The sequence below is a fragment of the Agrobacterium tumefaciens genome (assembly GCA_025560025.1).
GTDB lineage: Bacteria > Pseudomonadota > Alphaproteobacteria > Rhizobiales > Rhizobiaceae > Agrobacterium.
Genome location: CP048486.1, coordinates 701760 through 714975 on the forward strand (window position 1 = coordinate 701760; position 13216 = coordinate 714975).

The 13216-nt window shown below is 57.7% G+C and carries 10 protein-coding genes; 7 read left to right on the forward strand and 3 right to left on the reverse strand.

Annotation, left to right across the window (positions count from 1 at the left end; genetic code table 11):
• The first annotated feature begins 53 nt into the window (after positions 1-53).
• From FY152_17090 to FY152_17110, 5 genes are all read left to right on the forward strand, one after another.
• On the forward strand, positions 54-950 hold the full coding sequence (locus FY152_17090) for a hypothetical protein (GenBank protein ID UXS33884.1): 897 nt from the start codon (positions 54-56) through the stop codon (positions 948-950).
• 131 nt (positions 951-1081) lie between these two features.
• Complete coding sequence (locus FY152_17095; GenBank protein ID UXS33885.1) at positions 1082-3337, forward strand: polysaccharide biosynthesis tyrosine autokinase; 2256 nt, start codon at positions 1082-1084, stop codon at positions 3335-3337.
• Between the two features lie 13 nt (positions 3338-3350).
• Positions 3351-4007 carry a hypothetical protein gene (locus tag FY152_17100; protein UXS33886.1) on the forward strand — a complete coding sequence of 219 codons (657 nt, stop codon included), beginning with the start codon at positions 3351-3353 and terminating at the stop codon, positions 4005-4007.
• Between the two features lie 442 nt (positions 4008-4449).
• Positions 4450-5655 carry an O-antigen ligase domain-containing protein gene (locus tag FY152_17105; protein UXS35089.1) on the forward strand — a complete coding sequence of 402 codons (1206 nt, stop codon included), beginning with the start codon at positions 4450-4452 and terminating at the stop codon, positions 5653-5655.
• A 71-nt stretch (positions 5656-5726) separates the two neighbouring features.
• Positions 5727-6932, forward strand: coding sequence for a glycosyltransferase family 4 protein (locus tag FY152_17110; protein UXS33887.1), 1206 nt, complete (start codon positions 5727-5729; stop codon positions 6930-6932).
• On the opposite strand, the gene FY152_17115 is transcribed toward FY152_17110, so the two are convergent.
• Together FY152_17115 and FY152_17120 are read right to left on the reverse strand one after the other, a co-directional pair.
• Positions 6927-8036: a glycosyltransferase family 4 protein gene (locus FY152_17115; GenBank protein ID UXS33888.1), complete on the reverse strand. Its 1110-nt coding sequence runs from the start codon at positions 8034-8036 to the stop codon at positions 6927-6929. The two genes, FY152_17110 and FY152_17115, sit on opposite strands and share 6 nt — an antisense overlap.
• An 8-nt stretch (positions 8037-8044) precedes the next feature.
• Positions 8045-9193: a glycosyltransferase family 4 protein gene (locus tag FY152_17120; GenBank protein ID UXS33889.1), complete on the reverse strand. Its 1149-nt coding sequence runs from the start codon at positions 9191-9193 to the stop codon at positions 8045-8047.
• A gap of 421 nt (positions 9194-9614) precedes the next feature.
• Between FY152_17120 and FY152_17125 the strand changes: the two genes are divergently transcribed.
• Together FY152_17125 and FY152_17130 are read left to right on the forward strand one after the other, a co-directional pair.
• The gene (locus FY152_17125) at positions 9615-10952 is read left to right on the forward strand and encodes an SGNH/GDSL hydrolase family protein (GenBank protein ID UXS33890.1); all 1338 of its coding nucleotides are present in this window, start codon (positions 9615-9617) and stop codon (positions 10950-10952) included.
• Between the two features lie 134 nt (positions 10953-11086).
• Positions 11087-12487, forward strand: coding sequence for an O-antigen ligase family protein (locus tag FY152_17130; protein ID UXS33891.1), 1401 nt, complete (start codon positions 11087-11089; stop codon positions 12485-12487).
• A 99-nt stretch (positions 12488-12586) separates the two neighbouring features.
• On the opposite strand, the gene greA is transcribed toward FY152_17130, so the two are convergent.
• Entirely contained in the window at positions 12587-13069 is a 483-nt protein-coding gene (gene greA, locus FY152_17135) for a transcription elongation factor GreA (protein ID UXS33892.1), read from the reverse strand.
• Between the last annotated feature and the right edge of the window lie 147 nt (positions 13070-13216).

Sequence of the window (13216 nt, forward strand, 5' to 3'; positions counted from 1 at the left end):
TGTTCAACATTGCGCATACTTAAGTTCGTATTTTAAAAATTTGGAGAGTTGGAATGTCTCGCCTTCGTAACGGCTCGACGCTCGCTGGTGCGATATTGGTTACCAGCATCGGCCTTTTTTCTGCATCTGCCAATGCCCAGACGGTCGAAACCGCGCCTCCGGCTGCTCAGCAGCAGACGCCACCGGTTGAAAGCGCAGCGACAGGCGCTCCCGTCAAAGCCGCAGATGAAACCAACGCCGCATTTCTGACACGTGTTCATAGCACCAATCCCGGTACCGTCGCTGTTTCCGCCGCAGAATTGTTCAAGCAGTCTCCCGCGCCCGGAACGATCAAAGATCTCATCACCATCGCATCCAGCACCGATGCGGCGACCGCCGACGTGGCAGGAGAGGTGACGAGCGGGTTTCCCATCATCGCCGTTTCCACCAGCGCCGCACAATTCTCCGAACAGCTTTCTGCGCTGGTTCTGAGTGATTCCAGTCAGTTGCCCACCATCGTTGCGCTGGCCCAGAAGGTCGCCAACAAGGACTTCTCCGAAGTTGTCGGCGAAGGTCTCGCACTCGCTTATTCCACAGCGATGCAAAGGGGCGACACGATACTTGCCGCCGCCATACAGTTGCAGACGAAGGGCACCGGCGTGCCCCCCGATCTTCTGATCGCCTTTAGCGAAAACGTTCAGGGAACGGCCGCCGGCCCGGCTGCACCCGCAGCTGCCGCCGCAGCCGCTTCCCCGATTGGCGGCGCCGGTTCCTCACCTGCAAGCGCCAACAGCATTGGTGGCTCAGGGGATACGGGTGCCGATGGCGGGACGATCCAGGCGGGCGGTGGAGCAGCCCCCGTCGGCGGTGGCGGAAGCGGAACAACAACGACCGGTGGCACGAGCACTCTGCTGTCCATAACGGTTTCAACCGGCAGCACCAGCACGCCAACGAGCACAAGTCCCGTTTGAGCCTGGCTTTGCCGCCCTTTCCTTCGGAGATGGCGGCCGCCTGTTCCACGATGCAACCGAGACTTGGCGGGCGCTGCGCCCGCCATAAAGAGCGAGGCTGACAGTTGTTGCAAAGGCACGATCCCCTGACGATGACCGATTACGATAAAAGCGGACTTACAGCCGACTTTATCGATATCGACGCCGCCCTTGCGATGATCCGTCGGCAATGGCGCATCGTCCTTGCCGCGATCGTCGTTGCCGGGGCAATTGGTCTCGCCTTTGCCGCAACGGCCGTTCCAATCTATTCCGCCACGGCAACTCTCCTGATTGACCGCAACAACAGTCAGATCGTCGAGCAGCTTTCGACAATCGGCGGCGTCATCGAGGACGAAGCGTCGATTCTCAGCCAGGTCGAAGTCCTGCAATCGGAAACCATCGGTCTCGCTGTCGTCGACAGTCTCAACCTGACGGAAAACCAGGAATTCAGGGCAACACGTGCATCGCTTCTGAGCTCGATATTCAGCACCGTCCGTTCGCTGGTCAACGTGTCGCAATGGTTCTCACCCGTCAAGAAAGAGACGGTGATTGACGATGGAACCCTGAAAAGATCGCTGTCTGACAGGCTGCTTCAGGGCCTCAGTGTCAAACGCATTGGCCGAACCTACGCACTGGAACTGACCTACAATTCAACCTCGCCGGTTCTCGCCGCACAGATCGTCAACGCGGTGGCGTCGGCCTATCTGGTCGACAAGCTAAACTCCAAATATGAGGCGACGAAGCGGGCCAGCGACTGGTTGTCCGATCGCATCGCCGAGTTGCGCCAGCGCGCCCTTGAAACCGATCTGGCCGTGCAGAAATTTCGCGCCGAACACAACCTGATCGAGACCGGCACCAGCGGCCTGCTCTCTGATCAACAACTGGCGGCGTCCAACAGCGCGCTGATACTGGCGCAGTCGGATACGGCGCGGGCGCGGGCGCGGGTGCAACGTATCGAATATATCCTCGCCACCGATGATGTTGATGCGGTCGTCACCGATATTCTCGACAGCGCGGTTGCAAACGACCTGCGCAAAAAATATCTCGAATCCTCAAAGCTTGAAGCGGAAATCACCAGCCGGCTCGGCAGCAACCATGTTCAGGCGGTGCGCCTGCGCAACGAGATGCAGGAATATCGCCGGCTGATGTTCCAGGAAATCAGCCGAATCGCGCAGAGTTACAAAAGCGATCTCGAGGTCTCGGAAGCGCGGGAAAAATCTCTCGCGGAAAGTGTTGCCAAGGCAACCAATGTCAGCACCTCCGCCAGCCAGACCCAGGTTCAGCTTCGCGAATTGCAGCGTGAGGCGGAAACCTACAAGAACATGTATCAGACTTTCCTGCAGCGTTATCAGGAAGCGATGCAGCAACAGTCCTTCCCCGTGACGGAAGCACGCGTTATTTCCAAGGCCATGCCGCCTTATACGCCGAGCAAGCCGAACAAAACCATGATTCTGGCGCTGTTCATGATCATGGGGGCTGCAGCCGGCGGCGGTATCGCTGTGTTCCGCGAATTCCGCGACCGCTTCTTCCGCACGGGAGAGCAGGTTCGCGACGTTCTCGGTCTGGAGTTCCTCGGCAACACGCCGCTCGTCCAGGGCAAGCCGGGCGCGGATACCCTGAAGGATCAGGGTGATGCATCCAGCGCCACACGCCCCTCAAGCGTCGCCCGCTACGCTGTCGACCACCCGCTTTCATCTTTCGCCGAAACGCTGCGCAGCACGCGGCTTGCCATGGATCTCGGCATTGCCTCGAAACACGGCGCAAGGGTGGTCGGCGTCGTATCGGCTTTGCCCAGCGAGGGGAAATCGACGATCTCCATCAATCTGGCGCAGCTTCTGGCTGGCCAAGGTGCGCGGGTTCTGCTGCTGGATGCCGATATTCGTAATCCGGGCGCCACACGTGCCCTGGCGCGTCACGCCACCGAAGGCCTGCTCGAAGTGCTGCTGGAAGGCCGCAATATTCGCGATGTCCTTCTACACGACGAAAAAACCCGGCTCGCTTTCCTCCCGACCGTCGTCAAGCAACGCGTACCGCATTCTTCCGAGCTGCTGACATCGCCACAAATGCACAAATTACTAGCCGAGGCCGGCAGCGTCTTCGATTACATCATTGTCGATCTGCCGCCGCTCGGGCCGGTTGTCGACGCCCGCGCGATGGCCAGCCGGATAGACGGCTTCGTTTTTGTTACCGAATGGGGCAAGACCGCCCGCAGGGCGGTCCGTAATACCATCGAAAACGAAGTCCATATCCGCAAGAAATGCCTCGGCGTCATTCTCAACAAGGTCGACACTGAAAAGCTGAAGCTCTACCGGGCGTATGGTTCGAGCGAATATTATCATTCGCGCTACACCAGATATTACCATGACTAGGCGGGACGGCCTGATGCGCCTACCCAATATCTTGGTAGTTGTGCCGGTCCTCATCATTTCCGTTTTCGTTTTGTCGGTTGCGGCACAGGCGTTTTCCGAAGCACGGCGCTTTTCCGATATCGTCGCCATGGCGAGAATTGCTGACGACAGAAACGGCCTGGCACCCGATCTACTCGCCACGGCCGTCGACGGACTTCGCCCCGTCGTTGCAGAGAGAATCTGCCGTTCAGATATCATCAAAGCCGGGCTGCGGCTGGTTCTGGCCGATCTCGACGCAAATGGCAAAGACGTGACGTCTAAGACCGGCGCTGAGCGCCTTGGGTTTGCCGAGACCTATATTCGTCATGCCCTATTTTGTTTTCCGGCAAATGGCGATGTTTGGCTGCGTCTGGCCATGGTTCGTTCGCTGCGCAACGCCTCGCCCCTGGAAATCGCCGTGCTGATGAATTTTTCCCATCTCTACGGGCCGGCCGACGCCAATCTGATACGCGGACGCTTCGTGATGTGGCAGCAATTTCCGAAAGAAACGCTACCACAGGCCGAAGCGGCCAGGGAGGCGGATACAGCAGTCGTCTGTGGCAAGGAAGGTGAAATTCTGCGCTGGACCTTGCGGGATGCCTGTCCCCAGGAGCCGGCAAGCGGCACGAAACGGCCCAAGCCGGCGCCATGAGGTAAAATCCGCGAAATAGCGCGAAATGCCTATTCGCTCCTGACACTGTCACAGCAAACGTCTTACAAAGCCGAAAACCATGCCGCCATTCGAAGCCCAACCAGAACCGCTGTCCCTCTCACCGTCCCGACCGGTCGCGTTTCAGGACTATTTCCGGATGGCCGCAATGGTAACATTCTGGGCAATATTCCTTCTCGCTCTTCTCAACCGCGGCGCGACCGAAATCGAAAGCCGCATCGTCGTCACCATAGCAATTTATGTACTGCTGGTGCCTTCCATTCTGGTGTTCGGGCCGCCTCAAGGCGGTTCCGGCAAAGCGCTGGTCGCCGCCTGCTTTTTGCTGGCGGCGCTCATCATCCAGACCCTGCTGCAAACATCGCCTTTACCGGGCATCGCACCCCCTAACCCGGCCTGGGCCACCGCCGCGATGTTCGCGCAGGCCGTGCCCGCCGCCACGATCTCTCTCACCCCGGCGGATGATCAGCTCGGACTTTTGAGCGCTGCCCTGCCCTTCGGGGCTTTCATGGCCGGCCTTGTGATTTTCGATAGCGATGAGCGCGCAGCAAAAGCGCTACGATGGTTTGCAATAGCCGGCGGCTGGTTGGCGCTATGGGCGATCCTGCAATTTCTGCTTTTCCCGGACATGCTCGGCTTTATTCAGAAACGCTTTTATCTTGGCAGCCTGACGGGTCTTTTCGTCAATCGCAACACCGCCGCAACCTTCTTTGGCCTCATCCTTCTCACCCTCGTCGTACTGCTGCACAAAAGGCTCGTGGCGCCTGACTGGAGGATGATCCGAGCACTTGTGGCAAACCGCCTGACGGTGCCGGACGAACAGAAACGGCTCATCCGCAAAGCCGCCTTCATCGGCACCCTCACCGCCTTTTGCTTTCTCGCCCTGATGCTGACCGGATCTCGCGCGGGGATCATGTCGAGCTTCGCCGCGCTGCTTTTCCTTATTCTTCTCACCGTTTTCAACTCCCCATTGAGGGCAGGCCGCAAGGCGGCGGCTTCACGGCGCAGGCGGCGCGGGTTTAAACGCAAGGCGGCAGTCATGCTCGCCATCACCGTCGCCCTGTTCTCGCTTTTCGCCAGTCGGGTGGCGCTGCGCATGGAAACGCGCGTGGAAGACGATATGCGCTTCTGCTACATGCCGGGCATCATGCGCGCCATCGCCGATAATTGGCCCTGGGGGTCAGGCCTTGCAAGTTTTGCGGAAACCTATGCACCCTATCATATGGCACAATGCGGCGTGGATGCCATCGTCACCCATGCCCATAATGTCTATGCCGAAGGCTTGCTGACACTCGGCATCGCATTTCCTTTCTACGCGGCTTTTTTTGTGCTTGCTCACCTCGCTATTTTTATTCGCGGAGCGCGCAAACGCAAAAGCTACCGTTACGCCTCCCATCTCGGCCTTGCGGGGTTATTGCTTGTCGCACTCCATTCCACACTTGATTTTTCGTTACAGGTGCCAGGCTTCGCCATGGCCTATGCGGTCTTCCTTGCCCCCATTGTCACTCTTTGCCTTCGCCCGCCGGGAGTGGAGCGGGAGGGACGACGGCGTAGACAATCTTCGGCCGGCCCCATGATGCCAGGCTCGACCGGGCAGGGTGAGGCGGTGAAAACCGCGTTTTGGCAACCGTAACCGCTATGAGGTGCATATTCGGACAGCGCGAAACAAATAATTGCAGAACCAAATAGGCGCGGGAAATTGGCATGCGGATATTGCAGGTAACATCTCTATTTTCTCCAGACCGGGTGGGCGGCGCGGAGATATTCGTGGAAGACCTTGCACGCGGGCTGGCGGACAAGGGACATGCGGTTGCGGTGGCCGCCATTTCCCGGAAACAACAGCCTGCGGAGCTGCGTGATGGTTTCGCCATCCACCGCCTTGGACATACGACACCGTTTTTCATCGGCGATTGGGAGCAGCAGCCGGGATGGAAGCGCAAATATTACAAAGCCGCCGTGCAACTGGATCCGCGCCTTGTGCACCGGCTCGCACGTGTCATCGATGATTTCCGCCCGGATGTCGTTAACACCCATTCGCTCTCTGAATTGACGCCGCTGATCTGGCCGATGATCCGCAGGCGAGGCATTCCGCTTGTTCATTCCCTGCATGATTTCACCAGCATGTGCACCAACGGATCGCTGTTTCACGATGGGCACATTTGCGATGGCAGCAGCAAGAAATGCCGCACCTTTTCTTATCTGCACCGGCGTTGCCAATGTGCCGTCGATGCCGTGGCCGGCGTCGGCCGCGATATTGTCGACCGCCATGTTCAGGCCGGCTTCTTCACCCATGTGCCCGAAAACCGCCGCGCGGTTATCTGGAACGCCATAGCACCACCGGTCTCACGGAGTTCGCGCAAGCCCCGCACGGCCGGTGAGCCGATTGTTTTTGGCTATCTCGGCCGCATCGAGGCGCCCAAGGGCGCGGATCTGCTGATCGAGGCGCTGCACCTCCTGCCGCCGCAAGGCTGGCGGCTGGTCATGGCGGGTCGGGCACCGGGCGGCATCGAAGCCTATCGGCAGAAGGCCGCAGGCCTTCCCGTCGAATTCCCCGGTTATGTGGAGGCCGATAATTTCTTCGCGGGTATAGATTGTCTTATTGTGCCGCCTTTATGGCCGGAGGCTTTCGGGCGCACTGTCGCCGAGGCTATCCTGCGCAGCGTTCCCGTCATCGGTGCCAATCTCGCCGGGGTTGCCGAACAAATCGGCCACGACAGGCCGGAACGTCTTTTTACACCGGGCAAGGCAATCGAACTCGCCGCACGCATGGTCGATGCCATGCGCAATCCCGAAATTCTCGTGGAGACGCCCGAAACCATGGCGCGAATTTCGCAGGGTGTCTCCCCCGAGCGGGTGGTCGCGGCCTATGAAGCGCTCTATGCGGATCTGCGCAGCAGCATTCGGTCATAAGCCGTGAGAATTGATATTTTTATGGAAAAGCTGCGCATAGCTTTCCGCCGCCTTCTGCCATGAATATAGCTTGCGGTTTTCATAACCCGCCTGGCGAAGATCATCCGCCAGGCCAGGTTCCCGGAAAAGCCGGTCAAGCGCGGCAACAAGGCTGTCGGCGTCGGCGGGGTCGAAGGTAAGCGCGCCCTTGCCGGCTATCTCCGGCGTCGCGGAGCGGTTGGAGCAGACGACCGGACATCCCAGCTGTTGTGCTTCCAAGACAGGCAGGCAGAACCCTTCATAGGTGGAGGGCACACAGAGGCAGGCGGCATGTCGATAGAGTTCGGCCAGTTGCCGGTCGTCTATGCCAGAGAGCCGGACCAGTCGCGCCTTCAACTCCGGATCGTCCAGCGCACTGCCGATTTCCTCGGCATCGTCCTGGCCCACATGCACCACATGCAAATCCGGCCACGCCTTGCCAAGCCGCGCAAAAGCCTTGCCGAGCAGTGCAAAATTTTTATTGGACGTCGCGTTTCCGACCGCCAGTATATAAGGCCCGGCTATCAGCGAGGGCTCGTTTACAGCGTCCGGGTCAACCTTCAGGGTACTGTCGGAATAAATGGTCAGGCTTTTGCCGGCAGCGGAGGGATAAAAGCGCGCCAAGTCCCGTCGTGTCGCATCAGACACGCAGCTTATTCGATCGGAACCAGCCATCATAAGGCGAAAAATGAAATCGGTCGTCAGGGTCGCCCGCCAACCGATCTGTTCCGGGATCGTCTTGAAATAAAGATCGTGAACAAGCGTGACACGCCGTTTGCTGCCAAGAGGACTTCCAAAGGGATCGGCATTAAAAAGCACATCAATCCTGTGCCGGCGGCAAAGTGCAGGCAACGTCAGGGCCTGACGCAGCACATCGAAAACCATGATGCGCGGCCGCGGTGTCTCTATCAATTGAAGGCGGCTGTCACGCAGGCTTTCGGGCAGTTGCGCCCGCATCCAGGGAGAACGCAGAATATAGTCGTCCTGCGTTTGCTCCAGAAGCCGCTCCAGCAGGCTGAATGTCACGCGGGCGACGCCGGAAGCCTTGCCGCCATATTGGCTCGGCATGTTTACGAGAATGCGCATCGACTGCCTCACGCCGCTTCCGCCAGCAACGCGGAAACCGCTCTGCTGGTCTCTTCCAGCGAAAAACGCTGGCTCACATCATCCCGCCCCTTCTGCGCCAGCCTTTCTGCCAGAGCCGGATGCGAAAGAATGCAGCCAAGTGCTGCGGCAAGTGCACTGGCATCGTTCGGTGGCACGAGAAGACCCGTTTCCCCATCCCGAATGATTTCGGTAACCCCGCCACCGCGTGTGGCGACAACCGGCCGGCCACACATCATTGCCTCGACCACCACCCGGCCGAAGGGTTCGGCGACTATCGAGGTGTGAGCAACCGCATCCATTGCAGCCATCAGTTCAGGAACATCCGAACGGAAACCGAGGAAGCGGACGCGACCATCGAGACCGAGACGGGATGCCTGGTCACGGATGCGCGCCTCATAGGCCTCCTGCCCGAAAAGCGCTCCGCCAACGACAACGGCCTGAACACCATCCATCGCTGCAATCGCCTCCAGAAAAACATGCTGTCCCTTCCATTCGCTCAGCCGGCCGAACAACCCGACGAGGGGCTCAGGACCAAGGCCCAGTTCGGCACGCAGCCGTGCGGCCTTGGCAGGATCATAAATGGCTGCCTTCGCGGGATCGAAGCCATTGTAAACGATGCGGACTTTTTCCGCTTCGCCGCCCGCCTCAATGAAAGCCCTGCCCGTTTCCTGTGAATTGACGGCCACAAGCCTGGCAAAATGGCGCGCAAATGCCAGCGAAGCGCGGCGATTGGCGGCGCTGAAAGCCGGATCGGTGACAATGTCATGTAAAACCCAGACAAGCGGGCGGCGGCTGAGCTTCGCTGCAAGAGCACAGACAAAAAGCGCCTTCTGCGAATTGGCACAGATGACATCGTAATGTTTCGCCTCCCGGCTCAACTGCCATGCGACGGCCATCACGTCGGCAGCTCCACGCAGCATTGCACCGACAGATGAATCGCGACGTATCGACAGCATTTTTTTGCCAGCGGACAACATGACTGGTGGCCGCCCTGAGGCCGCAAGATCATCTGCGGCGCCGCCGCCGCTGAGAAAACAGGCACGCCAGGAAGGAGGCCCGGCCTTGACCAGATCCGTCAGGAAAAGCTCGGCTCCGCCCTTCTCACCGGTATGGCTGACAAAAAGAGCGGATGTCATGACATCACCTGTCGTGCGGCGGGGCGTTCGCCATACCATTGCCCCTTATCGCGGGCACGAACAGGAGGCTCGAAAATGGCCCCAGCACGCCTGGCGGCGACGGGCATATCCTGATCATGAGCTTCAGTGTAAGAACGACAATGCTTGCTTACGCTTGAAAAAAATGACATCTAAACCTTCATGCGGATCAAAAATCCGGTCCGCTTAAAATAAAAGAAAAATATTCTATTTTTGTATTTTAAAATAATTCGAAGAAAAATGCGTGACGTTCAATTTCTTATGCTGTTCACCGCTTGGCTTCCTGCGTTTTTCCCCCGGTATCACGGCAGCGCTATAATGCGGCCAGACCAGGAGAACGAACGATGACAGTACTCGAACATAACATATGCATATATATGACGGGAACGAAAGAGGTGCCGGCATGATCGGTGTGTCGCTCGGTATCGTTCCCGGCAATATCCGCGCCCTCGTCCCTTCCCTGAACGCACTCTCACCTTTGCGCGCACGCCTGACCACCGGACGGGACGCCACTATCTTCGTGAATGGCGACAGTACCGCCTATGCCGAAGCCGGACCTTTCCAGCAATTTGCCGTCATGCTTGGCGAGCTGCACGATATGAAAGTGGTGGTATACCGCTGGGCGGAATGGCAGACAAACGCCCCGACAGGACCGAAAGCCTATGCCGAGCCGGTGACACTGCGCGCCGGCACTGGCGGAACGCTCACGGTCTATCTCGCCGCACTGCCGGGGGGAACGGCGGGTTACATGCTTGCGGAACAGCGCGCGGCTGCGCTGAAGATTCCACGTCCCGACCTGTGCATCATGCATCATGGGCATAATATGCAGAGCTTTGAGGCGCCTGGCGGCATCCTGAGTTCGGGACGATCCACTCTGCTTGGGCCGCTGGGTATGACCGAATGGCACTGGCCCGACACTCCGCAACTCATCACCACGCAAAATCCCTGGCGCGATAACACAGCTTACGACAAAGTCTATCAAGCGATCCTCGATGTGGGTCGGACTCACCCCAACCTCACGCTGGTGGATACCCACGCAGCATTTGTAGCAAAAGGTAAGGACGCGACCCTTTATCGTGACAATATCCATCCGAACGACGCCGGCTCTCGGCTCATCGCTCAAACCTTGTTCGGCTGTTATCTGGCGTCGGCACCCGAAAGCAGCTTTCAGACACCCTGCTGGCCGAAGCTTCCCGCCACCAATCTCATAGCCAACGGCGATTTCACCGATTGGACAGGCTCCGTTCCAACGGGCTGGAGCTTGAATGCCCCAGGCACGGTTATCAAAGCCGCCGACGTAACCTTTTCCCCCACCTTCGCACATAGCCTCGCCTTGCGTGCGAATGGTAGCCAAGCAGTGGGACTTCTTCGCTATTTCCGTAATTCGGAAGCTGTCGCGATGATCGGCAAAACCGTTTCATTTGCGGTGCTCTACAAATATTCCGAGGGGCAACGCCCACCCTTTGTTGCACTGGTCGTGAAAAGCGGTGGCACATCCCGCACAGTCAACGCCACGGCCCTCCAGTTCGGCGGAGTGAATGGCCTCGGTAACAGCGGCTGGATGTGGGGCACCGCCAACGAGATAGCAATAGATTCCGACCTTAGCCCCACCAGTTTCGGCCTGTACCTGCAAATCTATCCAGCCTTCGGTCCCAGCCCGCCAAGCTCCAATGAACCACTTTATATCCAACGGGTCATCGCCACGGAAGGTCCTTTGCCGAAAGGCAATCTGAGCGGCTGAGATACACAGAAAAATTGTCTTGCGCGGCCATGCCGTCAAGACCACTATTCACCGTCATCACCCCTATTATCCCGTGGGGATGACGCCCTCTCAACAGGGCCACTCCAGGTCCGCCAATGAAAGACAGGCCGCGAATGACCCGACGCGCAAATGGGCTGACATCGCGTCAGTTCCCGTTACCAGGCTTCGTCATGGCGATGCCGCTCTACCCTCGAAAAACATTCAATGTTCCCACTCGTTTTCTGTCCATCTTTGTTTTTTCGATCGGTTTTTTCATTCAATGCAATGTCTTGACCAGCAATATCGGCCTGCGCTTTCTCAACATCACTGACATGCTGGTGCTGGTGACTTTACCCGTCATCGCACTGCTTTACATTCGGTGCCTTACGCCTTCGATCACCCTGTTATATCTGGTTCCGCTGACTGTGATTTTCGCTCTTACGACTATTTTTGCCGATGAGCGCGGCGATGGCGAATTTTACACCACGGCGATGACCTATTTCTACGCCGTTTACTTTCTGTTCTTTGCCTATATGCTGTTCAAGGAGGATCTTCTTGAGCTGTTCTGCTGGAGTATTTTCGCCGGTTTTATCGCGGTGACGATACTCTTGTTTCTCGATATCGTCATTCATGATCGGCTTGCTTCTCTTGGCCTGTCTTTCATGTTCGATGAAGTCGGGGTGCTGGAGGCTGCGGCAAAAGGTGAAATAAGTCCGTTACTTTTGCGCGTTGAAAAAGCGGGAGGAATCTGGCCCGTGGGGAACACCGCGGGACCGGTATTCGCTCTGGCCGGTGCGGCGGCGGCCTATCTTGCAGAACGCCACAGGCGTCCCACGCTGTTTGCGGCATTTTTAATTATCTACTTGGCGACCTTTACTCTCACGCTTAACCGGTCGGGGATATTTGCGGTTCTCATCATAGGGCTCTATTACTACGTCAGAAATTTTTCAATCCGGATGCTCCTCAGTACATATTTCGGCTTTGCTCTCCTGGCCCTCAGCATCGCCGCCATTTTGCCATTGGGCGCTTTCGATTTTGCCGAACAAGCTTTTTCGAAGCGTTTTCTTGAGGACACCAACACGAGTAATAACGCACAGGAACGGTGGGAAACAATTGTCGCCGGCGTTCAGGTCATGCTCAACCATCCGTTGGGTATTGGCTTTACTGCACGATATGGCGAATTGTCTCAAATGACGAGAATCGGCACGCCACATAATGGCTTTCTGGCCACCGCTTATGCATCGGGCATTGGATTTTGCATTCTCAGCGCCTTTGCGACCATCTATGCAGTTTTCCGAAAACGGAAGATCAGTTTCTTTGCCTATTCAGCGATTGGGGTCATAGTCGGCTACCAATTTGAAGAGCTGAATTTCAATCCTGTCTTCATGGCGCATGTTGGACTTGCACTCGCCTATGCTTTCATCGATCTCGATTTCAGGCTTTTTCTGAAAAATACGATAACGCGGATGGCAGCGATGACGCAGAGCGTACGCAGCGGGGATGCAGGCGGCTTCACCGACAAGGTCGGAGCCTGAGACATCCAGCCTTCTGACGGAATAGATTGGTAACGAGCGCCAAACCTATCAAATCATACATCTGCGCGGCGGCCATAGGTTCAGTTTTTGAGCTGGCGACTAGCCTATTCCAACAATTTCAATCTCTCTGCCACCCAAACTCACGACATCGCCCACCACTTTCCCCATCAACACCCGTGCCACCGGCGACACATAGGAGATTGATCCCGTTGCGGGATCGGCCTCATCCTCGCCGACGATCCGGAACTGTTGCGTGCGCCCATCATCGCGGCTGAAGGTCACGAGGCTGCCGAAGGCAACAATGCCATTTCCAGGTGGGTCCGGCATGAGCTGGGCGGTGCGAATGCGCTCCGCAAAATAGCGAACGTCCCGTAGGGGGCTCGCGGAAAGCCGCCGTCTTTCATTAACGTCTTCGACGGCATTGGCGGCCTCACAGGCCTCGCGCGCCAACCGCAATTGCTGTTCCAGCGCTTTCAGCCCGGCCTCGGTCACCAGATTGGGATGCGGCGAAATCACCCGATCCGGCAGAACGGTTTCGGCTGCGGTTTCAGCACTGTCTTCCTTGGTGAAGGCTACACTCAATCTGATACTCCATTTCGGTGAGACGCCGCTTGAGACATTTCTTTCCGGTCCAATCCTGCCACCACACGCTGGAGCACGGCAAGAGTAGAACCAGCCATAGCTTCAAAGCGGACCGGGCAGAAGCGGAATTCACCGACCGCGCTACTG

Bases quoted from the DNA above. Each gene is read 5' to 3' on its own strand.
- FY152_17115 (UXS33888.1), bottom strand. From the start codon at position 8,036: ATGCGCATTCTCGTAAACATGCCGAGCCAATATGGCGGCAAGGCTTCC.
- FY152_17090 (UXS33884.1), top strand. From the start codon at position 54: ATGTCTCGCCTTCGTAACGGCTCGACGCTCGCTGGTGCGATATTGGTT.
- FY152_17095 (UXS33885.1), top strand. From the start codon at position 1,082: ATGACCGATTACGATAAAAGCGGACTTACAGCCGACTTTATCGATATC.
- FY152_17120 (UXS33889.1), bottom strand. From the start codon at position 9,193: ATGACATCCGCTCTTTTTGTCAGCCATACCGGTGAGAAGGGCGGAGCC.
- FY152_17110 (UXS33887.1), top strand. From the start codon at position 5,727: ATGCGGATATTGCAGGTAACATCTCTATTTTCTCCAGACCGGGTGGGC.
- FY152_17130 (UXS33891.1), top strand. From the start codon at position 11,087: ATGACCCGACGCGCAAATGGGCTGACATCGCGTCAGTTCCCGTTACCA.
- FY152_17100 (UXS33886.1), top strand. From the start codon at position 3,351: ATGCGCCTACCCAATATCTTGGTAGTTGTGCCGGTCCTCATCATTTCC.
- FY152_17125 (UXS33890.1), top strand. From the start codon at position 9,615: ATGATCGGTGTGTCGCTCGGTATCGTTCCCGGCAATATCCGCGCCCTC.